The organism is Streptosporangium sp. NBC_01469 (assembly GCF_036227305.1).
Lineage (GTDB): Bacteria > Actinomycetota > Actinomycetes > Streptosporangiales > Streptosporangiaceae > Streptosporangium.
This window is the reverse complement of record NZ_CP109465.1, coordinates 7,683,737-7,708,482: the sequence shown is the minus strand read 5'-3', so window position 1 is coordinate 7,708,482 and position 24,746 is coordinate 7,683,737. Positions and strand designations below refer to the sequence as shown.

Here is a 24,746-nt window from a genome sequence, read left to right as displayed (position 1 = left end):
GAGGTGCATTTGATACAGGGCGCAGAAAGATCTACTCGCTGCTTGCCGAGCCGCCTCCGGCGGTCCGCGGTCCGCGGCCGGTACCACGCCCGCTCCGGCTGTCGATGATCTCGGCACTCGGCGTGGAATCGCGCCCCCGTTCGCAAGGCCCCGACGATCAACCGGGTAGCGGCTTGCCGTAGCCATGGAGACCGTGACGCCAAGGAGACCGTGACGCGCAACCGGCGTGCGACACGGGCTGACGGCTGACGTGCTCCGCTGAGACGGGACCGGCGCGGGACCACGAGGGCCCCGCGCCGGTCAGTGTTCAGCGGAAGAAAGCGCTGTCAGCTCATTTAACCGAACCAGGTGTCGAACAGATCGATGATGTTGTCCGCGATCTTCTGGCCTCGGGCGCCGAGTTCGGCGGTCGCGCCTCCCCTCCGGTTCGCCTCGATCTCGTACTTCTCCGGCTTGAAGATCTGCTTCTCACCCTGGCCGGAGCCGTTCCGCGGCAGGCTCGACGGTGGCCTCCCCTGTGGATACATCCGGCCGTTGCCGTAGACGGTGTAGGACTGGGTCGGTTGAGCGGAGCCGTCGTTCCGGTAGACCTGGCTCGGCCGTGGCCGCGCCGGCTGCCGGTTCGCCTTGGGCGGTGACTGCCGCCGCGCCGCCCTGTGGCTGGTCGGCCGCCTCGCCGCGCGTGAGCGCGCCTCCTGGATTCCCCTGGGGAGCCTGCCGGCCTGGCGGTTCCGCCTCTGAGCCGCCTGCGCCATCTTTCTCTTGGCGACCGCCTCGCGAGCCGCCCTCCTCGCCTCTCTCTTAGCCGCGGCCGCGGCCCTTCGTTTCGCCGCGGCCTCCTTCGCCTTCCTGGCCACCTCGGCCATCTTCTTCCTGGCCGCCGCCAGCCGCTTCCTCTTCTCCTCGGCGGCGGCCCGTTTCTTGGCCTCCGCCAGGGCCTTCTTCCTGGCATCCTCCAGGGCCTTCTTCCTGGCCTCAGCCAGGGCACGCTTCCTGGCCGCCTCCCGGATGCGCTGGAGCATCTTCCGCCTGATGGCGCGCTCGGCCGCCTTCTTCATGAGGTAGCGGGCCCCGAACCGGACGCCGATGGCGACCGGGATCCAGACCCACTGCCCGTCGGGGTCGCTCATGGTGACGGGGCTGTTGTTGGCGTAGGCGTAGGCGTTGAGCTGCTGCGGATCCACATCGTCGATGATCGGGTCCACCGACAGGAAGCGGCCGTTCTTGGGGTCGTACTCGCGGGCGCCGAGGTGGACGAGCCCGGTCGTCGAATCCTGCGTGCCTCCGACGAATCCGCGTTCCCCGGGCCACCACGGAGGTGGCGCGCCCCGGTTCTCGCCGAACGGGGTCATCCTCCGTACGGCCAGGTCGCCGTTGCCGGCGTTCACCGCGGCCTGCGCGGTGCCCTGGTGGTCGTTGGCCAGGAGGTAGACCTTGTTGTCCGGCGTGCGCACCGCGATGGGCTGGTCGTTGATGGTGTAGTAGCGGGTCTGCTCGACGGCGTCCTTGGCGAAGTCGAAGCGCAGCTCCATGTCGTCGACGTAGAGCGTGGCGTCGGTCGGGGTCTTGCGGATCAGCCGGTCGCCTTCCGCGTCGTACACGAACGACGTGGTCTTGCCCGCCTCCGTCACCGACTCCAGGTTGCCTTCGGCGTCCCAGACCAGGGCCTGGTCCACGGCGCCGACCTTGCGCCTGGTGGTGTTGCCCGCGGCGTCGTACTCGAAGAGGTCCGTGCCGACGGACTGCAGCGCGTGCGGCCGCTTGCCGCCCGCCTGCGGGTAGGTGGAGTTGCGGACCGTCTCGCCCATGCCGCCCCAGGCGTGCTTGGTCTCCTTGGTCCGGTTGCCGATGGAGTCGTAGGCGTAGCTGGTCGCGTACGGCGCCACGCCGCCGATCTTGCCGGCTGTGGGTGTCTGGCTCGCGCAGTCGTCGGTGCCCGTCCAGGCCGAGGTCAGGCGGCGCATCTGGTCATAGTCGAAGCACTGCGTGTCCTGGCCGCTCGCCCCCCTATCAGCGATCTTGGTGACGTTGCCGACCGCGTCGTAGGTGTAGTTGAGGTCCAGGTCGGTCGCGGTTGTGCCCTCCCTGTCCAGTCGCATGCTGGTCAGCCTGCGGGTGGACTCGTCATGGGTATAGGTGAGCCAGGTCTTCTTGTCTCCGGTGCCCAGCTCGTACTGCAGGGTCTCGCCCAGCTTGGAGTAGCGGGTCGCGCTCACGTACGGCGACAGGCCGGTGACCTTGGTCGGCTGGCTCAGCTCGTCGTAGGTGTAGGCGACCGACTCCTCCGCCAGCCCGCCCGCGGCGGGGAAGGTGACGGACTGGACCTGGTCGTCGAGCGTGTAGCGGGTGTTGAGCACGTACGAGCCCGCCAGCTTGCCCTCCCGCTCGGGGATGGTGACGGTCTCGCGCAGCGGGCGGTAGTCGGCGTCGATCGCGTTGATCTCCGCCTTGTACGCCTGCCCGCCCACGTACCGGATGCTGGCGTTCATGTGGCCCTTGGCCAGCGCGTCGTACTTCCACTCGGCGAGCAGCGGACCGGTCGCGGAGCCCTCACGCTGCTCCTTCTTGCGGCCCAGCTCGTCGTAGACGTACCACATGGTCTTGCCGCGGGCGTCGGTGGTGCTGATCAGCTCGTCGGCGTCGTTGTAGGTCATCGTGGTGACGCCCTTGTCGGGGTCCTCGGTCTTGATCTCCCTGCCGCGCACGTCGTAGTGGTGGCGCCACACGTTGCCCGCCGGGTCGGTCACCGTGGACAGCCGTCCGGCGTGGTCGTAGGTGTACTTGGTCGCCTCGTACTCGCCGGTCGGGGTCTCGCCCTTGTACTGGCGCAGTTCGAGCAGGCGGTCCTCGGCGTCACCGATGCGGGTGGTCGCCGTGCCGCCCGGAGGCGGCGTGACGTGAACCCTGTCGCCCTCCTCCTCGGAGAAGACCCGGTACTTCTCCACGCCCTTCGCCTTGAGGATCTGGACGTTGACGTCACCCGTCCCGTCGAAGACGGACACGACCTGCGTGGGCACGTCGGTGTCGGCCACCGCCAGCAGGGTGGTGGAGGGCGCCCCGGTGGCGAAGTAGCCGGTGTTGGCCTTGGACTGCTCGCCCAGCGAGTTGTAGAAGGTGTCGGTGATCGTGCGGCCGTCACGCAGCGCGGGATCCTGCGTCTGGTCGTTCCTGGGCGCGGGTTCCTGGGTCTGGCGCTCGCGCGTCAGGCCGTCGTACAGCTCGTGGCTGGCGGTGTAGCCGCCGTCGGCGCGCAGCGTCTTCGTGGTGACGACGCTGGGGCCGTCGGCGCGCATGACGTAGGAGTACTCGGTGCTGGGCGACTGCTCGCCCGCCTTGCTGCGGTCGGGCTGCCAGACCTTGGTCAGGCGGCCGAGCGCGTCGTACTCGATGTCGACGCGGCGGTTGTTCACGTCGACCTCGGCGACGGGCTCGCCCCAGGCCGGTTCGAGGATCGTGCGGTTGACGTGGCCGAGCTCGTTGGTCTCGGTCACCTCGTTGGGAAGGGCGCCCGTGGCCGGGCTGTAGGCGGTCACGGACTGGGTGCCGATCGCGTCGGTCTCGCTGGTCTCGCGACCGTACACGTCGTAGGTGTGGGTGCTGTCGGTGATCGTCGCGCCGTCCCCGGAGACGAGCTGCTGGACCAGGGTCACATCACCCTTGCTCGGCGCCTGGCCGTACGCCTTGCCGTCGTACTGGACCTTCTCGTCGGAGATCAGCGTGGACGTGGTGGTGCCGCAGCTCGCGGCGACCTTCTGGACGCGGCTGGGGTAGTCGAGCATCCAGCTCGCGTCGTTGCGGGCGTAGGTGTAGTTGACGCACCTGTCGTCGTTGGTCGAGGCCAGGTCGCCCTTCTCCTCGACCTGGGTGAGCAGGCCCTTGGTGTCGTACGAGCGCTCCTCGCCGGTACGCCGCCATTTACCGCCGGGCATCGCGGTACGGGTCACCATGGACTTGGCCTCGACCACGTACGCGGTCTTGGTGACGCCGCCCTGCGTGGACTCCGCGGTCTTCACCGACCACGGCTGCTCGACGGCCGCCTTCAGGATGGCCCCGCCGTCGCCGTCGTACAGGATCTCCTCGCGCTCGAGACTGGCGTACTGGTCGAGGTCGTCCACCTTGACTCCCTCGGAGTCCTCGACCTGCGCGCTGCGCTTGGAGCCGTCGGCCTGCTTGTCGCCGTGCATGCCGCGGAAGTACCGGAACTCGGTAAGCGTGCGCTTGGTGTCCTGCCCGTCGCCCTCGCGTACCCGTACCCGGCCGAATCCGCGGAAGTCCGACCACGTGCGGTGCTCGGGCTTGACGAGGATGTTGTCGGCGTAGTGCCAGGCGGCGCCGTCCAGGTACTCGTAGCTGGTGACCGCGTTGGGCGAGGCCGCGACGCGGTCCACCTCGACCGTCTGTGACACCACGTACTTGTGGAACCAGTCGGTCACCTCGGTCTCGTTCTGCGGCGCCCAGCGCTGCGGGAAGCACCGCTTGGTGTTCTTGTCGGCCGCCGGCAGTTCGCCCGGCTTGCACTCGGCGGGGGCGTAGTTGATCCGTAGCTCGCCGCCGGTCCCGTTGTCGACCGACTGGACGCGCCACTTGACCAGCGGGGCACGGCCCTCGTTCGCGTCCACCCTGTTGGGGAGCTGGATGCCGGCGAACGTGGTCTTGGGCAGCGCGATCGTGCCGCCCACGTGACCGGTCTGCTGGATCGAGGCCAGCCACAGCGACGGGCTGAGGCCGTCACCCGTGGCGGGGAACTGGTGGGTCAGCGCCCAGGAGTCCACCGCGTAGTACTGGCCGGAGCGGTTGAGGACCTGGGTGGTGACCTTGGTCAGCCGCTTGCGGGTGAAGAACGTCGGCGCCAGGCGGTCGGTGCACTTCACACCGGAGTCGCAGATCTGGTCGAACGGGACGTCCGGCCAGTGACTGGCGGTCTCCTTCTTGAGCTGGTCGGAGGCGCAGGTGACGGTGCCGCTGGGCAGGCAGCGCTCGGCCACCTCGAACAGCACGCGGGCCGCCGGGGACTTGGTGAACAGCTCGTTCTGCAGGTAGCCGTAGTCGATACGGGTGAGGTAGGCGCCCCGGACGTACTGGGTGCCCAGCTCGGGCTTGGAGTTGCGGCCGTAGTAGTTGGTCTCGCGCTCGTACCAGTACGTGGTCGCGTTCCCGTGGGTGTCCAGGGCGTAGTCGAGGTTCCACCGGTAGGCCTGCTGACACCAGGCGTTGGCCGGGGTGCTGGAGTAGCAGGGCTCGCCGCTGTTGTTGCCGAACACCGGCACCGTCTGGACCGACTTGGTCTCCGGCTTGCCGGTCACCCAGCCGGGCAGGCGGTTGAGGCCGAAGGTGTACTGGGTGCCGTCGGCGCTGGTGATGCGCCAGTACTCCCCGTTGTTGTCACCGTTGGTGGCCCCGGTGAGGTACTCGATGCGGGTGCCGTCGTCGCGCTTGGGCCGCCACTGCTTGGTCGTGGCGTCCTTGACCAGCTCGACGGCGGAGCCGCCGAGGGCCAGCGTGGCGTTGTCCTGGTCCCAGCACAGGTCGCCGGTCTTCTTACCGTCGATCATGCAGGACTTGTGGCGGCGCTCGATGTAGCCGCCGGGGCTCAGCTCGAAGCCGTCACCGGCCCATGACGCCTGGTTGTTGGTGGAGGCGGTGCGGCCGTCCAGGCTCTGCGAGGAGTAGGCCAGTGAGATCTCCGGCTCGTCGCCACCCAGCGCGGGCGGCGTGCGCATCTCGTGCCCCCAGGTGAAGTCGCCGGTCTGGGCGCCGATGCTCCAGTCGGCGGAGGGGGACAGCGAGGTGGCCGAGTGGTCACCGGACTGGCCGGAGGCGGCGGCCGTGAGCGCGTACACGGCGCCGGTCTCGACCTCGGCGGTCAGGGTGCCCGCCTTGGCGTCGTTCTCGCTCTTCACCGTCTGCGGCTGCGGGCACTTCGTCGCAGCGGTGTTGAGCGCGCATTCGTCCAGCTTGACCATTCGAAGCCGGGCACCGTAGTCGCCCCCGTAGGCGTAACGGAAGCCCGAGTAGTCGACCTGCAGGCGAGTCTTCTTCGCCGCCCTGGCCGTCGCGACGCCCTGGCCGGGGGAGACGCGCATCGTCAGGCCAAGCCGGTCGGTGTCGAGCAGTTCCACGCTCACCGGCTCGGCGGCCGCGGCCGCTCTGGCCTCCCCTTCGCGGGGGGCCAGCTTCACCGGGAAGTCGGCCGCCAGGGTGGTGGCGCCGCCGCCCAGCTCAGCCTTCTGAGGTTTGGGCCAGGTGACGTTCGGTGGCGTCTTCCATGCCTGTTTCTGCACGGGGTCGGCCATCGCCGGCAGGACCGGGACCGCTTTGCCCTTGACCGGCGTCTCCTGCTGCACGGTCGGGGCCGGGCGGGCGGCGGCCGAGGCGGGCATGGCGTGCACCAGCGGCACGACCATGAGGACGGAGAACACGGTCGCGAGCCTGCGTGGCCAGGAAGACTCGAGCTTGGAGCCCTGGAAAAGGTTCCAGGAGGAGTCGGGAAGATCAGGGATTTCGGGTGGTGGAACACGATGCCAGCGGGATTCGGGCAGCTCTAACTCATCCGGCAGATCCATGAACCTCTCCCAGTTTGGGGGGTGTGGTGCGGGAGTTGTGGTGCGGGAATTACTGGGCGGCTAGTTGGGCGATCTGTTCGGCGCTCAACACACCGTCATATGCGCGGACGTCGTCCACCGTCCCCGGCCAGAAGCCGGTGAAGACGCCCGCGGTCTTGGTCCGGCCCAATTGGAGAGGGCCGGCGGCGTTCCATGCGCTCAGATGGTTGGTAACGGTGGTGGTGGACAGGCGTCCGTTGACGTAGACGCGGAGCTGACCGGCCAGCGGGTCGTACACGCCGGCGATGTGGGTCCATTCCAACGGGTTGGGGATGTCGTCGGAGCGGGTGCGGACGAGGGCGGCGGTGTCGGTGTCGGCGGTGGCCATACCGAGGGTCCACCGCCCCTGCTCCTTGTCGAAGCCGAGCTGGAACCCGGCGGCCCTGCTGCCGGGCTGTGCCACGGCCGTCGTGTCACGGGTGGGCAGGTAGTCGAGCTGGGTCCAGGCGGCCACGGTGAACCCGTTCCTGGTGTTGACCACGGGCGCGGTCGTCTGGGCGTAACCGTTGACGCCGTCGAGCGCGAGCGCGCCGTCCAGCCAGCCCGACGTCCACGAGGCGGCTCCGGACAGCGTCGCGGCCGTCGCCCGGCCCGAGGCGTCGGCCGCCGACAAGCCGGACTCCTCGTCCAGTTCCCAGTGGCCGACCAGCGTGGCGGCGCTGTTGACCAGGTCGGTGATCTCGTCGGCGAACAGGGCGCGGCCGTAGACCCGCACCTCGTCGACGTCCCCGGACCAGTGGTCGGAAGCCGCCCCGTTGACCTTCCCGCGGCCGATAGTCAGGGGGCCCGTGGCGTTCCACGGCGGCGTGACGGCGACCGTGGACTCCAGTTTGCCGTTCACGTAGAGCGAGATCTGGCCCGCCGCCGAGTCGTAGACGCCGGTCAGGTGGGTCCACTCGTTCAGCCTCGGCGCGGCCGAGGACAGGGCGCGCACCGCCGGCGCGCCGTCCGTGTCCGAGCCCGCCACGGTCAGCGCCCAGCGGTCGTTGGCCTTGACGTACTGCAGCGAGAACGCGCCCGTCCTGCCGCCCTCCTGGGTGACGGCGGTGGCGGAGGCGGCCGTGCCGGTCAGGCGGGCCCAGGCGCTGACGGTGAAGTTGCGACCGGTGTCGACGACGGGACCGGAGGTCTGGGCGTAGGTGCCGGCCAGCTTGAGCGCCGTGCCGGTCCTGCCGGAGGTCCAGGTCGCCCCGTACAACGTCGCTGGGTGAGCCGCCACGCTGTCGGCCGCCACGGTGCCCTGGCCCTCGTCCAGCTTCCAGTGGCCGCTGGGGCCCTTGCCCGCGTTGACGTTGAAGACGTAGGTGCGGATCGGGCCGAGCTGGCCCGCGCGGTCCTTGCTGCGTACCGAAAGCACGTTGGGGCCGTCGTGGCGCGGCGTCACCGCGATGGTGGCATTGCCGTCCTGGCCGGGCGCGACCTCCGCCTTGGGCGCGGAGTCGAGGCCCCAGACGTAGGCGGCGACGTCGGGGACGCCGTTCGGGGCGAACGTGAACGTGCCGGGGAGGCCGACCCCGTCGCTCCAGGTGTTCTCCGCGTACTGGGGCGAGGAGATCTCCGGTTCCCTGCCGGGGGCCGTGGCGTCCACGGTGGCCTCGCACCACGGGCTCCACGCGCTGTTGGCCTTGCCGTCCTCGGCGCGGGCCCGCCAGCGGATCAGCGCGCCGTCGGAGTACAGGCTCAGCGGGATCGTCGCGTAGAAGGCGGTGCCCGTCGAGCCCGTCGCGGTGAGGTACTCGCCCGTCTTGACCCCGGCGGCGTTGTACCACTCGAACCGGCCCCGGACCGAGTTGTCGACGTCCTTCAGCTTGGCCCACAGCTTCGGCGTGGCGGTGCTGATGATCGGCCGGGCATCCCCGGAGACGCAGGGGCCGCCCGGGTCCGACCAGGCGTCGGCGGCCACCGGGTTCGCGGGCAGCGAGTTGTACTCGATGACCAGGCTCGGGTTGTTCTTGAACTTCTTCCAGGCGTACACGTCGGTCTCGCTGGTGGCGCGCAGGCCGATGGTGAGGTTGGGCCACTTCTTGGCGGCGGCGTCCACGACCTGCGAGGTGACGTCGAACTCGACGCCGCCGGGCATGCACGACGGACCCCAGCCCTTGGCCACGTTCACCGTGGACAGCAGCCTGACCCACGTGGGCTGCTTGTTCCAGGTGGTGCTCTTGCTGATGGGGTTGGTCGCCCAGGCCTCGACCTTGCGGGCGCTGCACGAGTACGACCACGTCTCGTACGTGCGCAGCGTCCCCTTGATGATCTGCTTGTCGTGGATGGTCGAGCCGGTGTTCATCTGGAAGAACGAGCGGTTCTTCTGCGAGTCGACGTGGCCCGTCCTGGCGACGTCGCTGGAGTTGAGGTAGTTGGAACCGGGCCAGTTGCTCCAGACCGCGGTCCAGGCGTTGCGCGCGGCGGAGAAGTACGGGTCCAGGTAGACGGGGAACCGGGTCTTCGGGTCCGTCATCATCTTCCTGTCGGGCTTGAGCCGCAGCTGCCTGCCCGTCAGCTCCACGCCCATCGTGGCCTCGCGGGCCTCGGGGGAGCGGCCCTCCTTGAGCGCCTGCGGGCTCGTGATCCCCTCGGAGTCCCACATCTTCGGAGTGGGCGCGGTGAAGATCGTGCCCTCGTTCCTGTCGACGGCCTCGATGTTGCCTGCCTTGTCCGACTCCACCGACAGGCCGGAGACGGACAGCGGGAACGTCAGCTCCGTCATGCTCGCCGCGGCGGCTCGCGACTTGACCACCAGGACGTGGGAGAAGCCATCCACGTCCGCGGTGACCTGGAGGTCCACGCCCGGCATGACCTCGGCGTAGGTGGCGGTGTCGCCCTTCAGCGTGGGCTTGGGCAGGGTGCCCTGCCAGCCGAGTTCCAGGGACTTGGCGCCGCGTGACAGCTTGGCCAGCGGGACGCCGCCGCCGCCGGAGAACGTCAGCCCGACCGCCGCCGCCGCCGGGCTGACCGTGCCGTCGGGGTTGAGGCGGAGGGTGGTGTCGACGGGGACCCAGCCGCCGGACTGGCGTACGCGTACCGGGCGTACGTTCTGCTCCAGGGTGAGGGTGCCGTCCGGCTTGGCGAAGACCTGGCGGGTCTCCGTACGCATCGACTCGATCTCGACCGGCTGCCCGGTGCGGAGGGCCGCCGCGACCGCGGAACTCTCGGTCGCCGGTTGCTCCTGGACGGTCTTTGGCGGCTCTGGCACATCGTCCGCCCGGGCGGATGTCATCGGAGAGAGTGCTATGATCAACATCGTTGTGAGCAGCCCAGGCAGTACCCGCATACGTCCTCGCCCAAGGTAAGCAGGAGTTACGCGCGGGACGGACCACCTGCCCGGCGTCTCCACGATCTCCGAGTGATGATCGAATCTTCACTCGACCCCAACCGTTCGTCCAGAGTTTTGGTCATTCTTCTTAAAGATTTCTTCAGGGATCTGAGTGGTGTGAAGATATCCGCCAGATGAGCGATGTCTCCGTCACTCCCTGCTCATGCCCACATCCGATCAAGGAGACTGAGCGGCGGCACAGTAACCAGCCGACGAACGCGAACGTATCGGACGCGAACATGAGCGCGAAAATCATGCCCGGACGACCTGATCCGCGAATCTTCGATCAAGGGACTCCTCTTTCGCGACATCCCCGACCTGGTGCGGAGTGACTTCCGAGGCCGAACGGGCGGTGTTCGCCTGTATCGAGGGGTTCTACAATCCCCACAGCCACTCCGCCAACGGCCACCTCGGGGGTTGATCCGAGGGCGAGTGGCCCCGAAGCATGGTGCCATCCGCCTGTCTCTGGCAGACGATCTCCATCGCCAGAGACAGGACATGAGTGAGCTCGGATGCACGCCCTGGTCAGATGAACGGGCCGATGAGGCCGGCGAACTCCTCCGGGCCGACGATCCGCAGACCCAGGCTCTCGGCCTTGGCACGCTTGGAGCCCGCCTTCTCCCCGGCCACCAGCAGTGACGTCTTCGCCGAGACGCTGGAGGAGGATTTGCCTCCGGCGCGTTCGATCAGCTCGTTCATCTGGTTGCGGGTCAGCGCCTCCAGCGCCCCGCTCATCGCGCCGGTGACCACGATGGACATCCCGGCCAGCGGCAGTTCGGACGCGCCGCCCGGCTCGGCACCGGCATCGGCGGTGCCGGTGTCAGGGGCGGCGGGTGGCGTCCAGCCGGGCTCGGTCATGGTGACCCCGGCCGCGACCAGCCTGTCGATGAGCGGCGCGAGCTCGGCCAGCTCGGCCACCACCGACGGCGACTTCTTCGGGCCGATGCCCTCGACCGCCTCGATCGCCTCGGCGTCGGCCGCGCGGATGGCGTCCATGCTGCCGAAGTGGCGGGCGATGCGGCGGCTCATGGAGCGGCCGGTGCCGCGCACGCCCAGCGCGCAGAACACTCTGCTGAGCGGTTGGGCCTTGGCCCGCTCGATGGCGGCGAGCAGGTTGTCGGTGCTGGTCTCGCCCATTCGCTCCAGGCCCAGCACCTGCTCGCGGGTCAGGTAGAACAGGTCGGCGAAGTCGGCGATCAGCCCGGCGTCCAGCATCTGCTGGATGCGGTTCTCGGCCAGGCCCTCGATGTCGAGCTGGTCGCGGCCGGCGGCGTAGCCGATGGAGGCGATCACCCGGCAGGCGCGCCCGCGCACGCACCGCCACCGCTCCTGCGAGGCGTCGATCTCGTCACCGCACAGCGGGCAGACCTGCGGGATCGGGATCGGCCGCTCGTCGCCGGTGCGCAGGTGCACGACCGGCGCCTCGACCCGGGGGATCACGTCGCCGGCCTTGTAGACGACCACGGAATCGCCGAGCATCAGGCCCCGGCGGGTGATGTCGGCGACGTTGTGCAGAGTGGCTTCTCTGAACTACTGGATGTCTGGGTCGGTGAGAGCTGACGAGTAGTAGCTCTCGGTGTTGAGGGCTCGAAGAAGAGGGCCGAAAAGGCGGCGGGTGATCGCTTCGGGTGTCTGGTTGAGTTCGGCCCAGGTGGTCGCCGTGGCTGCAGTGTAGGTGTCCCGGTCGTAAGGGGGGCCGTCTCCCCAGCGGTTTTGGCTGGGTGCCGCTCGCATACCGCGCAGGCCGGTGGCCCCCAGAGCTAGTGTGCCGCGTCTAAAGTTCGTCGGCTAAGTCTGGAATGGGCTGCATGGCGAGGACGGGACGGCCCAAGACTCCGGTGACGCTTTCCGCTGATGAGCGTGCCACGTTAGAACGCTGGGCCCGGCGTGCGAAGTCCTCACAAGTCCTGGCGATGCGGTCGAAGACCGTGCTGGCGTGCGCGGATGGTCTGGACAACATCGAGATCTCCGCCACCCTGCGGATTCACCGCGACACGGTCTCCAAATGGCGGCGGCGGTTCGTCCGGCTCCGGCTGGAGGGGCTGATGGACGAGCAGCGCCCCGGCCGCCCGCCCTCAGTCACCTTGGATCAGGTCGAGCAGGTGGTGGTGGCGACCTTGAAGCAGGTGCCGAAGAACGTCACCCACTGGTCGAGGACCTCGATGGCCGCCCGAAGCGGATTGTCCAAGTCCACGATCGGGCGGATCTGGCGCGACTTCGGCCTCAAGCCCCACCAGGCCGGCACCTTCAAGCTGTCGACCGATCCGCTGTTCGTGGAGAAGGTCGTCGACGTCGTGGGGCTGTATCACAACCCGCCCGAGCGGGCCGTGGTGTTGTGCGTGGACGAGAAGTCCCAGATCCAGGCCCTGGACCGCTCACAGCCGGTGCTGCCGGGTATGCCCGAGCGGCGCACCCATGACCACGTCCGCAACGGGATCACCAGCCTGTTCGCCGCCTTCAACGTCGCCGACGGCACCGTCATCGGTGAACTGCTTAGATTCAGACGATCAACGCAACGCTGCTAGTGTGCCGCGCCAGAAATTCGGCTCAGAAGTCTAGAATGCCTATGTGGCAAGGACTGGACGGCCCACGGCCGAGGTGAAGCTGACGGGACAAGAACGCGAGACGCTGGTGCGCTGGGCGCGGCGGGCGAAGTCCTCGCAGGTGCTGGCGATGCGGTCGAAGATCGTGCTGGCGTGCGCGGAGGGCCGGTCGAATGTTGAGGTGGCCGCCGAGTTGCGGGTCCATGTGAGCACGGTGGGCAAGTGGCGGCGCCGGTTCCTGGCTGAGCGGCTGGAGGGCTTGCAGGATGAGGAGCGTCCGGGCCGGCCGCCGTCGATCACGCTGGATCAGGTCGAAGACGTGGTGGTGGCGACGCTGGAGAAGACGCCGAGGAACGCCACGCACTGGTCACGGGCGTCGATGGCCCAGCGGTCCGGGCTGTCGAAGTCGACCATCGGGCGGATCTGGCGGGACTTCGGACTCAAGCCGCACCAGGCCGACACGTTCAAACTGTCGAGTGATCCGTTGTTCATCGAGAAGGTCGTCGACGTCGTCGGTCTGTATCACCACCCGCCCGAGCGGGCGGTGGTGTTGTGCGTGGATGAGAAGTCCCAGATCCAGGCGCTGGATCGGTCTCAGCCGGTGCTGCCGATGATGCCCGGCATGCCCGAGCGGCGTACCCACGACTACGTCCGTAACGGCATCACGAGCCTGTTCGCCGCGTTCAACGTCGCCGACGGAGTGGTGATCGGTGAACTCCACCGCCAGCACCGGGCGGTGGAGTTCAAGAAGTTCCTGCTCACCATCGACAAGACCGTGCCCGAAGGTCTGGACATCCACCTGATCTGCGACAACTACGGCACCCACAAGACCCCTGCGGTCAAGGCGTGGCTGGCGCGCCATCCCCGGTTCCATATGCACTTCACCCCGACCGGTTCCTCCTGGATCAACCAGGTGGAGCGGTGGTTCGGCTACCTGACCGAACAGAAGATCCGCCGCGGTGCCCATAAGAGTGTCCAGGCTCTGGAGAAGGACATCCGCGCCTGGATCACCGACTGGAACGCCAACCCCAAGCCCTTCGTATGGAAGAAGACCGCCGAAGAGATCCTCGACTCCCTCGCCCGATATCTACAACGAATTTCTGGCGCGGCACACTAGCCGACAAGCTCAGCCGCAGCATGGAACACATTCATGCGTGGCGCATCGCGATGCTCACCGGCATCGACGCCTCCACAGCGACCACGACGACGGGAACATCGCGGTGACGGCCGCGCTCCCCGGGACCGCCGAGGTTCCCGCGCCCCGCTGGTACTCACCCCTTGTCGATCACCGCTTCGATACGACGGTTGAGGTTCGCGCCGACGAGATGCGAGGCCTCGCCGAACTCGGTGTCCGCAACCTGCGGCGGCTGCAGTATCACGACCGGTCCGCGCCCGGCTGGACGACGGTCAAACGGCTCCTGCGTCCGCTGGAGGTCGTCAACGCCGGGCTGGACGGCCCGGTTACGCAGCATCGGCGACGCGCCATGCTGGATGTCGTCGCACTGTTGCTGCTGCGCTGCGCCAAGGAGGGCCGGACCTTCTGGGGCTGGACCGAGGACGAATGGGCCCACCTGCTCGGCCGTGACCAGACCGACTTTCATCGCAACGCACCCGCTTGGGCCGGTGACGAGGTCCGCCCCTACCTGGCGGCGCACGCCTACCTGCTGGGCTCGTTCACCGGCTTCGATCGCCTCGGCAGCTTCCAAGGCCTCACCCTGGCCCGGCAGATCTTCGGGCGTGACCGATTGAATAACGAGATCGCCCAGGTTCGGGCCATCCTGGACGAGTGGGGTTACCGGCTTGGCCGTGACGACGACACGTTGTTGCCGATGGTGGCCTGCCGGCTGTTCTTGCTCAACCGCAGCCCTCACATTGACCACCTGACCACTGAGCTATTCGATCGCGTCCGGCGCGAGCGTCTGCTGCCTGGCACGCAGATGAACACCTTGCACGCCCTGCAACGGGCGGTGAGCGCGCTGGGGTTCTGCGATCCGCCCCGGCAGGGCAACGGCCGTCACTCGGCCCGGGCCACCGGCGGCGCGCCAGAATGGGAGCGGTGGGTCGACCGCTGGCATGCCACCTCGACGTTGACGCCCCGCACCTGCAGCGGCGTCCGCTCCAACCTGCTCAAAGTCGGCCGCTGGCTCCAGGCCGAACACCCCGACGCCTCCGACCCGGCGGACTGGACCCGGCAGACCTGCGCGGCCTGGGTCGCCGCGCTCGACCGGATGAACGTCGGTGACTACGTCCAGCGCACCGTCGGTCTCAAAGACCGTGTCGGCAAGCCGCTCGAAGCCAGCAGCAAGGAGGGGCAGCTCGCCGCGCTGCGCAGGTTCTTCACCGACTGCCAGGAATGGGAGTGGCTGCCCCGCCGTTTCGACCCGCAACGCGCGCTGGCGACCCCGCGCAGCATCGCTGCGCTGCTCGGCCCGAACCCCCGCGTGATCGCTGACGAGATCTGGGCCAAGCTGTTATGGGCGGGCCTGAACCTCAACCAGGAAGACCTGCCGCAGACCAAGTCGGGGCACTTCTATCCGATCGAGCTCGTCCGCGCGATCACCGTGACCTGGCTGTTCAGCGGGCTGCGCAGCGACGAGATCGCCCGGCTGCGCCTCGGATGCATTCGCTGGCAGCACCAGGACGCCCCAATCTCCGGCGACTCCGACCAGGTCCTGGCCCGCAACGCGGTCTGCCTCCTGGACGTTCCCCCGCACAAGACCGGAACCGCGTTCACCAAACCTGTCGACCCGATCCTCGGCCAGGCCATCGACGCCTGGCAGGCCGTCCGCCCCGACCAGCCGCTCTTCGTCGACCGCCGCACCGGCGAGCAGGTGAACCTGCTGTTCGCCTTCCGAGCCCGCCGTGTCTCCTCCTCCTACATCAACAACACCGTCATCCCCATGCTCTGCCGCAAGGCCGGCGTCCCGGCTGCCGACGTCCGTGGGAACATCACCAGCCACCGGGCCCGCTCCACCATCGCCAGCCAGCTCTACAACGCCAAGGAGCCGATGACGCTGTTCGAGCTGCAAGCCTGGCTCGGCCACTGCTCTCCGCAGTCCACCCAGTACTACGCCAAGATCACCCCGACAACGCTGACGCGGGCCTACACCGACGCCGGATACTTCGAACGCAACGTCCGCACCATCGAGGTCCTCATCGACCGAGACGCCGTCGAGAGCGGAGCCGCGGCAGTCGGAGAACCCTGGCAGTACTACGACCTGGGACACGGGTTCTGCAACTACACCTTCTTCGAACAGTGCCCGCACCGGATGGCCTGCGCCAAGTGCGACTTCTACACCCCGAAGGACTCCTCCAAGGCTCTGTTGCTGGAGGCTAAGGACAATCTGCAGCGCATGCTTGCCACCGTCCCGCTCACCGACGACGAGCGGGCCGCGGTCGACGACGGCCAGGCCGCCCTTGACCAGCTTCTGGAACGTCTCGCCGACGTCCCCACGCCGTCCGGTGCGACCCCGCGGCAGATCGATATTCCGGCCCAGGCAACGCTGCTTCCGGTCATCGCTGTCAACCAGAAGCCGACGTAATCAAGCTGCGGCAAGCCCCGCGACCAGGCAGCATGACGGCATGACGGATCTCCGATGGGACGAGGTCAGGGAATTCTTCGATCCCGACTTGATGGGCGCATTGCCGGACCTCCTTGTCCCGGACGCCACCGTCGAGGACTGGCAGACCGTCCTGGACTTGCTTAGAACGCGTGGATGGCAGTGGCAGTACTCGCAAGGCGACACGGTGCTGCCGCTGCCCACCGCAGCCGAAGTGCTCGCGCGTCCACCCGAAGCTGAGACGGTGTCGCTGCGAGTCTGGCCCGTTCCGGGCGTGCTCGCGATCTTCCGGCTCATATCGGAGACCGAGATCGACTTCGATATCGATCTTCGTGAACTACAAGGTCAACAAGGGGTCGACACACTCTGCGACTTCCTGCGGGCGATCGGGAGCGAACTCGGCAAGCCGGTGCTGATGACCTCGGAAGGCGGAAGCCAAGAACACCCGGTCCTCGGTTTCGATCCCGTTGTCAGCAAGGTTGTTCTGTTCGGAGATCCGGCACCCAACTGACCGCGACCGATCGGCGCGGCTTGACAAAACAGATTCCACATAAAAACGAAAATGATCAAAAGGCAGATGTACGGCCGAGCCGGCTTTGCGCTCCTCCGCCACCGCATCCTGCTCGGCTAACACGCTCCGTCACCACCGAAAGTGGGCCAGAGTCGAGTCGGCTTGAGGCGCGGTGTTCAGATTTCTCTGAACCCGTCTCCTCAAGCCGCTCGCCGAACCCGCCGTGCGCCTCTCAACGCAACGGGCTCTCCACGGTCTCTGCCGTCATATGGGTGAATTCCAGGGATTGGGGATGTTGTTGCCGCGCCAGCGGTAGCGGGTCACCGCCACCGTGGCGATATCGAACAACTCGGTCCCGCCCGCCGCCGTGATGGGCAGCCACCGCCCGGTCGGGGTGGTGAACTGGCGTCGGACGTCCTTCCAGCTCCAGCGGTGCCGGACCTGCAGCATCCGGATCAGCCTCCACCACACGAACTGGTGAAGTGCGGAGAACCGGTCCTTGGCCACGGCGTGCTTGAAGTAGCTGGCCCAGCCGCGCATGATCTGGTTGAGCCTGATCAGCACGGATCCCAGGTCTTGTTGTGACTTCCTGTGGGTCAGGGCACGGATCTTGGCCTTCAACGACCGGATGGGCCGGTCAGCGATGAAGGTATAGACGTGCCATTTATCGGTTCCCCTCTTGCGGCGCCACTGGATGCGAAACCCCAGAAAGTCGAACCCATCGCTCAGATGCGCGATCTGGGTCTTGGCCGGTGTGGAGTTGCCCCGGTTCAGTAGACACGTCAGGGCTTTCGGCTACGCGGCAGCATAGCCGTCTTCTTGAATGCTCTTAAGGGCGTGTCGGCGTTCGTACTCGGTGGGGCTGAGCTGGCCGTTCGCGGAGTGGCGGCGGCGTGGGTTGTAGAAGCCCTCGATGTAGGCGAACACGGCCCGTTCGGCTTCTGATCTGGTACGGAAGGTCCGCCGGTCGATCAGCTCACACTCCAGCGAGGCGAAGAAACTCTCCGTGATCGCATTGTCGAAGCACGTCCCGGTCCTACCCGTCGAGGGGCGAACTCCTGCCTGCTCGCATCGCTGGCCGAAGGCGATCGAGGTGTACTGGCTGCCCTTGTCGCTGTGATGGATCACCCCGGCGCTGGGGCGGCGCTGATGGATCGCCATCGCCAGCGCGTCGGTCACCAGCTCAGTCCGCATATGGTCGGCCATCGCCCAGCCGACGATCCGCCTGGAGAACACGTCCAAGACCACAGCGAGATAAACGAAACCCTGCCAGGTCGGCACATACGTGATGTCGGCCGTCCAGATCCGGTTCGGCTCGTCCGCTTCGAACTTCCGCTTCACCAGGTCCGACGCGGCTGCAGCCCGCCGATCCGCGATCGTCGTGCGGCAGCCCTTACGCCGGGAGACACCGGCCAGCCCGGCCGCACGCATCAGCCGGGCCACTCGCTTGCGGCCCACCTTCTCCCCGTCGATCTCACGCAGGTCGGCGTGGATGCGCGGCGCCCCATACACTTCATCAGAGGCCGTATGGTGCCGGTGGATCTTCTCAGTCAGCTCGGCATCACGACAGGCGCGAGTGGACGGGCCGCGCTTGGCCCAGGCGTAGTAGCCCTGGCGCGACACACCCAGCACCCGGGCCAGCAGGGAGACATCGTGGTGGTCTTTCTCCGCATCGATCAGCCGGTACTTCATCTCGGCCGATCCGTCTCCCGCGCGAAGAAAACCGCGGCCTTACGCAAGATCTCCTTCTCCTCGCGGAGGATCTTGTTCTCACGGCGCAGCCGGACCAGCTCGTCCTTCTCAGCGCTGGTCAGGCCGTCTTGGCGGCGGCCATCATCGAGGTCGACCTGGCGCACCCAGGTACGGATCGACTGCGCGGAGGGCTCGAACTCCTTGGCGAGTTCCTCCGGCGACCGTCCCGCGCGCACCAGCTCCACCATCTGCCGGCGAAACTCCGGCGGATAGTTGTTCGGCACAGTGAACTCCTTCTTTCGGGAACCAGGGTTCCCCAGAGGTCAGGTGTCCACCAAACCGGGCCAACTCCAGGTGACAGCCGCAGCCCGATCGGTTCCAGCACTTTCGCGATGTCCTCGCGCACCGCCAGCGTGTCGTGCTCGGTCCCATGGACCAAGACGACGAAGTCGTCGGCATAGCGGACCAGCCGCCATGTCGGCAGACCCTTGCGGCGACGGTATCCGCGTTTACCCTCGCTCGACATCGACCCGCTGCTCTTCCACGGCTCCATCAGATACTCATCGAGCACCGACAAGGCGATGTTGGCCAGCAGCGGAGACAAGATGCCGCCCTGCGGCGTCCCGGTCGTGGTGCTCTTGTTCTCACCGAGCTCAGTCAAGATCCCGGCTTTCAAGAACGCTTTGACCAGCGCCAGAACGCGTTTGTCCTTCACCCGGCAACGCACCCGCTCCATCAGGGCCGCATGCTCGATCCGGTCGAAGCACGCCTCGATGTCCGCATCCAGCACCCACCTATAGCCTCGGGTGCCGAAATGATGAATCTCAGCGATCGCATCCTGAGCACGCCGGTTGGGCCGGAACCCATAAGAGACCGGCTCGAAGTCAGCCTCGAAGATCGGTTCCAGTACGAGTTTCAGCGCGGCCTGCACGACCCGGTCGGCCACCGTCGGAATCCCGAGGGCACGGACCTTTCCTGACCCACCCGGTTTGGGGATCTTACGTTCCCGCACCGGCAAAGGCCGGAACGAACCATCCTTCAGAGAGGTTCGCAGGTCGTCCAGGAACCCCGGAACACCGATGCGCTCCTCGACGTCGGTGGCCGTCAGGCCGTCCACGCCGGGAGTGCGTGCTCCGCGGTTGCCCGCGACCCGATCGAACGCCACGAGTAGCGTCGCCGGGTCATGCACGAAGTTGAACAGGTCGTCGAACCGGCGGACCGGATCAGCCGCCGCCCAACGGTGAAGCTTGGCCTGCATCTCCGATACCCGCCGACTCGGCCCCAGCGGGACCGCCTCCGGCCAGGCGCCGCCATTCGGCGGCGCGTCTTTCGGCATTGCAGCCTCCATCCCTTCTCGAAACCGCTACCGCCCTTCGCCATGTGACCGGCTTTCCCGGCCTCGGACTACTACGGCGGCTCCGCCCCACCCGACCCGTTCAGTGGTCGATGCACCTATCCCGGCCAGTGGGCTGGATGCCCACGGCCAGGAGTTGCGACCGGGTGGTTCCCGTGTTCACTGTGATTCGCTCGACGAAGGAGGAGCCCGACTTTGTCCCTGCGGTCTCGCCATGAGTACGCCGCAGACCTTCCTCATGGCCTCCTTGCCGGCAATGGCAAACCGGCCCAGGAGTTCCCCTCCGGCCCTCGGCCAGCGGGTGCGCACCGCGTCCTGCCCACATCCACCAGGTTCGAGCAGGCGTCCAGTGGAGGGACTTAACGACGTCGGTTCCTCTCGTACTCCTCTCCATCACGCTCACCGGACCCGCACCATCTGGCAGTACTGGCACGTCCCGGCTTTGTCAGGGCTGCTCCCGCCCTCCCCGGCATCACCCAGATCAGGCTGCCCTCAGCTCCACCGACCTGCTGCGACAGGCCGAAGGCGAAGGTCTCCCACCTCCGCTCAAATCACAGCGCCTCACGGGCACGCGGGACTGTACGGTTTTCGGCTCTGGCACGAATCCGGTGGTGACAGAGCGTTGCTAGGAGAGCAGGATCCGCTGTCGGAGTAGGGCGAAGCCGGCTCGGCCGTACATTTGGCGTTTCAGGAGCTTGACCTTGGTGTTGGTGCCTTCCATGGGGCCGTTGCTGTAGGGCAGGGTCAGTCCGGCGATGACGGCTTGTTTGTCCTTTTCCAGGCCGAGGGTGAAGCTGTGCAGGGCGGGCAGGTCATCGGCGCGTACTGTGCTGATCCAGTCGTCAAGGTCGTGACCGCGACGCTGGGTGAGGATGGCGGCGAACTCGCGCACCCGCGCGGCCAGGGCCGTTAGGTGTGGGCATGCGGGGATCAGTTCCTCCAGGTGGCGGCGGCGATGCGGTGGCAGGTCGTCGGGACGGCTCATCAGCCAGGAGACCAGCCGGCGTGGTGAGGGCGGGGTGCGGTCGGGGTCGGCGCGCCCTTGGTTGAGGTAGCGCACCAGCAGGTTGGCGCTGCCGGTGTAGCCGCGCTCGCGGATCTCGGCCAGCAGATGGGTGACCGCCACGCCGGGCTCTTCGGCCAAGCGGCGTCGCAGATGCTCGCGGTGATGATCAACCAGAGTGGCGCCGTACTTGGGCGGGCGCAGGAGGTCGTTGGCCGAGGCGGCGCGGGCGTAGCGTTTGACCGTGTTGAATCCCCAGCCCAGGTGTCGGGCGCATTCGCCCAGCCCGAGGCCCTGGTCGAGGAGGGTGTGGACCTGCGCATGCTTGCGGCGGGTCCGTTCGGTGAGCGCGCCGGTGCGGCGGGGCCCTGCGGTGTGCCAGCAGCGGCTGTGGGCGACCACGGTCTTCTCCACTGCGGCGGCCAGGCCGTGCCACAGATGCCAGCGGTCGCTGACCTGTACCGCGTCCGGTGCTCCCTGGCGGATGGCTTCGGCGTAGGCGGCTGAGCCGTCACGGCACACGACCTGGGCGCCGGGATGCTCGCGTAACCATGCGGTCAATGTGGCGGCCTTGCGGTCAGGCAGCACATCGATGCGGCGGTGAGTGACCGCGTCGATGAGCAAGGTCGCGTAGCTGTTGCCTCGTCGCAGCGCGAAGTCGTCCACGCTCAGCACTGCGGGCACCGGCCCGGCGGGGGCGGGAACGCTCATCAACAAGCGCAGCACCGTGGTCCGCGAGACCTTCACCGCCAGCCGGGCCAGCACAGCCACGCCGGCGCGACCGGCCAGCACCACTGCCAGGTCCACGATCAGCGCGGCCAACCCCACAGTACGACGCGCATAACGAGCCGCCACCTGCCGAACCTGTTCACGAAACGTCTGCCGCACACAACCGCGGGCCTCGCACACCAGTCGGCGTACGCGCAGGTCAACGACCACGGTGTGGCTGCCGACCGGCACATCCGCCAGACGCCGCGTGTGGTAGGCGTGCACTCGCCGGGCCGGGACTCCACAGGCGGGGCAGGATGCTGCTACCGATCGTGTTCGGGCTCGTACCCGCACGATCTGCTGCTCTGTGATCACCTGCTCGAGGACCACGTCGGCCAACTGCGGGAACAGCATCTTCAAGACTTTCGAGGCACACCAAGGTCACCTTGCCAGCCCGTACACTCCGTCACCACCGGATTCGTGCCAGAGCCGTTAACTGGACAGACCCGCGCACCGGTAACTGGACAGACCCCAGGGTCGGGCTGACCGCCGAGCGGTGGGCCTTCCGCGAACGGTTGCGGTTTTAGGCGGCCGAGCGATTCGTTGCCGAGCAGGACAACACGGTCATCGCCCATGATCTGCGGGTAAGTGTGCGTTCGGTGCAGCGGTGGCGTAAAGCTTGGCCACAAGGCGGCGAGCGGGCGCTGGTCTCCACCGGCCCGGCCTCGCTACCACTACTGAGCGATGAGCTGTTCACCGTCTTGGAGACCGAACTGAACAAAGGGCTGGTGACGCACGGCTGGCCGGACCAGACCTGGACCCTGCAGCGAATCAAGACGTTGATCGGCCGACGGTTCCACAAGAGTTACACCATTCAAGGGGGGCCGCATTGCTCAAGCGGCACGGCTGGTCGTGTCAGGTGCCGGCACGCCGGGCTGCCGAGCGAGATGAGGCGGCGGCCGGCTGGATGAAGGAGACATGGCCCCAGGTGGAAGAACCGCGGCGGCGCTTGGAGCATGGATCGTCTTCGAAGACGAGGCCGGGTTCTCGATGACGCCGCCGATCACTAGGACCTGGTCCCGGCGCGGGGCCACCCCGATCGTGCGAGTACACGGCCGCTCCCAGCACCGATTATCGGTAGCCGCCTTAGCCTGCTACAAACCCGGACAGCCATCCCGCCTGATCTACCGGCCCTGTCCCGGCGCCCGCCCCGACGGGCGAAAGAGCTTCGCCTGGACCGACTAACGCGGCCTGATCCAGGCCGCCCACCATCAACTCGGCGGCCCGATCATGCTGGTCTGGGACAACCTCAACACCCACCTGACCGCAGGGATGCGCCGCTACATCGCCGAGCGGGACTGGCTCACCGTCTACCAACTCTCCCCACCTACGCCCCCGACCTCAACCCCGTGGAAGGCGTCTGGTCGGTACTGCGACGCACCACCCAGGCCAACCGCGCCTTCACCGACCCCCACGACCTGATCACCGCAATCCGCCAAGGCTTACGCCGACTCCAACACCGCCACGACATCCTCGACGGCTGCCTTATCGGCACCGGACTCGTCCCCGCCCCACCATGACGACACCACGCTTTTTATCCTCAGTAACCAAGGAAGGACGCCCACGGGCTCTTGGAATCCCGCCCACCCAGCGCGCCAGCCGGGCCATCACGCTGACCAGGAAGCGCAATCAACTCTCAGTCGAATGCCTCATATACCCACCGAGAGCGACCGTAACCGCTTGACTTGATTATCGGAGAAGAACTCGACTGACCCCTCTTAGCACTCATAAAGTGCTGGAGCCAATACGGACTGTGACGGCAGAGATTGGCTACGGTCAGCGAAACACCAAAACTCCAGGTCAGAGCTTTACTCGTTGGATCTACAGCCGTTGTTAAATCGACTCCAAAAGTGGCGAATGGACTGAAAGTCAAGCCAAAATGGTCCATTTCGAAGGAATGATGCGTCGGCCCAGCGGGCAAAGCCGCGCATCTTACGTGACGAGAAAGATCTTGTCAAACCTATAGTCAGTGGCAGGTCGGCTCATGTGTGATTTGGATCACTTGCATGTCGTTAGTTGTGGCTGATATGTTAAATTCATGTTTCAACGTTCGGGAATATTGAGCGATCAGGGATTTAGAAATCTATTTGCAGCTACAGCCACAAGTGCAGCAAGTGTTAGTGTGGCAAGGATAGCAATCCCGCTCGTTGCTGTTATGGCGCTGAATGTTGGCGAATTTGAAGTAGGGCTGGTTTCAACATTTTTGACCCTTCCTTTTCTTCTGGTTGGACTGCCGGCCGGAGTGTGGGTTGATCGCCTGAGAAGGCGAAGCATTCTTGTTTTATGTCAACTCGGAAGGGCGCTCATTCTATTTTTCATTCCTGTTGCCTGGTGGATGAACTCCCTCTCAATCTGGCAGCTCTATATCATTGTTCTGCTCTTTGGCGCATGTAATGTATTTTTCGATGTTGCTTATCAAAGCTATCTACCCAGCCTCATAGGTCGAGAGAAGGTGCTGGAAGGTAACGCTAAACTAACGGGTGTTCAACAAGTATTCGCAGTAGGTGGACCCTCAATCGGTGGTCAAGTGGTGGGTCTGCTCACTGCGCCGGTCTCCTTTGTGGTAACCAGTATCGGACTTGCGATCTCCTCGCTATGCATCCTGCGGATTCGTACTGTGGAAAAGGAGCCTGTCCGCAAGACAGAATCTCGAATGCTACGGGAAATCAGGGCCGGCCTTTATCAGGTCCGTCGGAACACCCGACTTCTCGCAATCGCTGGATCGACTGCTTTGCTGAATTTGACATCCTATGCCGTCTATACCGTAACCATGCTTTTTCTGGCGCGAACCCTTAATCTTTCTCCCGGCTTGATCGGTCTTTTTTTGAGCGTCTCGGGAGTAGGTGGACTTCTTGGAGCTTTTGTTTCTCGACGCATATCCGAGAAGCTCGGTGCTGGCCCCGCCATGTGGTTGATCCTCTTCCTAGGATCCCCTTTTGCTCTAGCGCTTCCCTTTGCGGGATCTGGCTGGACTCTCTGGTTGGCGGCCTGCGCCAACGGAATTACCGCATTCATGACTGTCGTATACAACGTTACTCAGGTAAGCTGCACTCAGGTCTTGACTCCCGATGAATTTCTCGGCCGGGTCAATGCCACAATGCGATTCCTCACTTGGAGTGTAATGCCGATCGGTTCCATGCTGGGCGGCGCAGCGGCCGGTTGGTTGGGGCCGCGTGAAGCACTTTTCGTCTGTGCGGCTGCTTCCTGTTTGGCCTTCATACCGATTTTTGTGTCGCCGTTGCGCAATATGCGGGAGGTCCGTCGCCAGACACGGACTGCGCTCGGTAAGCACCGGTGCTCTGCAGTACAACAACCAGCTGCGTAGTGATCCATCACAATCAGCCGGATTCTCAATCCGGTAACTGCATCATCATTGAAAACTGTTCGTTGTGCGACACGA

14 protein-coding genes are annotated in these 24,746 nt (G+C 66.3%); 7 read left to right on the top strand and 7 right to left on the bottom strand.

Going from position 1 to position 24,746, the window contains the following annotated elements; all coding sequences use genetic code 11:
• Window positions 1–335: 335 nt before the first annotated feature.
• The 3 genes from OG587_RS33700 to OG587_RS33690 form a co-directional block, all read right to left on the bottom strand.
• Entirely contained in the window at window positions 336–6,419 is a 6,084-nt protein-coding gene (locus tag OG587_RS33700) for an RHS repeat domain-containing protein (RefSeq protein ID WP_329082517.1), read from the bottom strand.
• A 193-nt stretch (window positions 6,420–6,612) separates the two neighbouring features.
• A complete protein-coding gene (locus tag OG587_RS33695; protein ID WP_329082515.1) occupies window positions 6,613–9,795 on the bottom strand; it encodes a LamG-like jellyroll fold domain-containing protein in 3,183 nt (1,060 codons plus the stop codon).
• Between the two features lie 645 nt (window positions 9,796–10,440).
• Window positions 10,441–11,430: a helix-hairpin-helix domain-containing protein gene (locus OG587_RS33690; RefSeq protein WP_329094089.1), complete on the bottom strand. Its 990-nt coding sequence runs from the start codon at window positions 11,428–11,430 to the stop codon at window positions 10,441–10,443.
• Between the two features lie 398 nt (window positions 11,431–11,828).
• Here OG587_RS33690 and OG587_RS33685 point away from each other — a divergent pair, with 398 nt between their 5' ends.
• From OG587_RS33685 to OG587_RS33670, 4 genes are read left to right on the top strand one after another with little or no spacing between them, the layout of a single operon-like run.
• Complete coding sequence (locus OG587_RS33685; RefSeq protein WP_329082513.1) at window positions 11,829–12,440, top strand: IS630 family transposase; 612 nt, start codon at window positions 11,829–11,831, stop codon at window positions 12,438–12,440.
• 43 nt (window positions 12,441–12,483) lie between these two features.
• Complete coding sequence (locus OG587_RS33680; RefSeq protein WP_329082512.1) at window positions 12,484–13,575, top strand: IS630 family transposase; 1,092 nt, start codon at window positions 12,484–12,486, stop codon at window positions 13,573–13,575.
• A 37-nt stretch (window positions 13,576–13,612) separates the two neighbouring features.
• Window positions 13,613–16,000, top strand: a complete 2,388-nt coding sequence (locus OG587_RS33675; RefSeq protein WP_329082509.1) for a tyrosine-type recombinase/integrase — start codon at window positions 13,613–13,615, stop codon at window positions 15,998–16,000.
• Between the two features lie 40 nt (window positions 16,001–16,040).
• A complete protein-coding gene (locus tag OG587_RS33670; protein WP_329082507.1) occupies window positions 16,041–16,529 on the top strand; it encodes a hypothetical protein in 489 nt (162 codons plus the stop codon).
• A gap of 264 nt (window positions 16,530–16,793) precedes the next feature.
• On the opposite strand, the gene OG587_RS33665 is transcribed toward OG587_RS33670, so the two are convergent.
• The 4 genes from OG587_RS33665 to OG587_RS33650 all read right to left on the bottom strand — a co-directional run bounded on the left by OG587_RS33665 (window position 16,794) and on the right by OG587_RS33650 (window position 21,700).
• A complete protein-coding gene (locus tag OG587_RS33665) occupies window positions 16,794–17,150 on the bottom strand; it encodes a group II intron maturase-specific domain-containing protein (protein ID WP_329082505.1) in 357 nt (118 codons plus the stop codon).
• A gap of 174 nt (window positions 17,151–17,324) precedes the next feature.
• Window positions 17,325–18,457 (bottom strand): IS3 family transposase gene (locus OG587_RS33660; protein WP_329082503.1). Its coding sequence is split into 2 segments (ribosomal slippage): window positions 17,325–18,256 and window positions 18,256–18,457, totalling 1,134 coding nucleotides; the frame shifts between segments, so codons are not numbered across the junction.
• Window positions 18,340–19,557 carry a reverse transcriptase domain-containing protein gene (locus OG587_RS33655; RefSeq protein WP_329082501.1) on the bottom strand — a complete coding sequence of 406 codons (1,218 nt, stop codon included), beginning with the start codon at window positions 19,555–19,557 and terminating at the stop codon, window positions 18,340–18,342. The genes OG587_RS33660 and OG587_RS33655 overlap by 118 nt, the downstream gene beginning before the upstream one ends.
• Window positions 19,558–20,200: 643 nt before the next feature.
• Window positions 20,201–21,700, bottom strand: a complete 1,500-nt coding sequence (locus tag OG587_RS33650) for an ISL3 family transposase (protein ID WP_329081150.1) — start codon at window positions 21,698–21,700, stop codon at window positions 20,201–20,203.
• Window positions 21,701–22,175: 475 nt separating this feature from the next.
• On the opposite strand from OG587_RS33650, the gene OG587_RS47365 reads away from it, so the two are divergent.
• From OG587_RS47365 to OG587_RS33645, 3 genes are all read left to right on the top strand, one after another.
• Entirely contained in the window at window positions 22,176–22,340 is a 165-nt protein-coding gene (locus OG587_RS47365; RefSeq protein ID WP_443075291.1) for a winged helix-turn-helix domain-containing protein, read from the top strand.
• Window positions 22,341–22,359: 19 nt separating this feature from the next.
• A complete protein-coding gene (locus tag OG587_RS47360) occupies window positions 22,360–22,866 on the top strand; it encodes a transposase (RefSeq protein WP_443075642.1) in 507 nt (168 codons plus the stop codon).
• 518 nt (window positions 22,867–23,384) lie between these two features.
• The gene (locus OG587_RS33645; RefSeq protein ID WP_329082499.1) at window positions 23,385–24,671 is read left to right on the top strand and encodes an MFS transporter; all 1,287 of its coding nucleotides are present in this window, start codon (window positions 23,385–23,387) and stop codon (window positions 24,669–24,671) included.
• Window positions 24,672–24,746: the final 75 nt, after the last annotated feature.

Bases quoted from the DNA above. Each gene is read 5' to 3' on its own strand.
- OG587_RS33645 (WP_329082499.1), top strand. From the start codon at position 23,385: ATGTTTCAACGTTCGGGAATATTGAGCGATCAGGGATTTAGAAATCTA.
- OG587_RS33670 (WP_329082507.1), top strand. From the start codon at position 16,041: ATGACGGATCTCCGATGGGACGAGGTCAGGGAATTCTTCGATCCCGAC.
- OG587_RS33650 (WP_329081150.1), bottom strand. From the start codon at position 21,700: ATGCTGTTCCCGCAGTTGGCCGACGTGGTCCTCGAGCAGGTGATCACA.
- OG587_RS33655 (WP_329082501.1), bottom strand. From the start codon at position 19,557: ATGCCGAAAGACGCGCCGCCGAATGGCGGCGCCTGGCCGGAGGCGGTC.
- OG587_RS33685 (WP_329082513.1), top strand. From the start codon at position 11,829: ATGCGGTCGAAGACCGTGCTGGCGTGCGCGGATGGTCTGGACAACATC.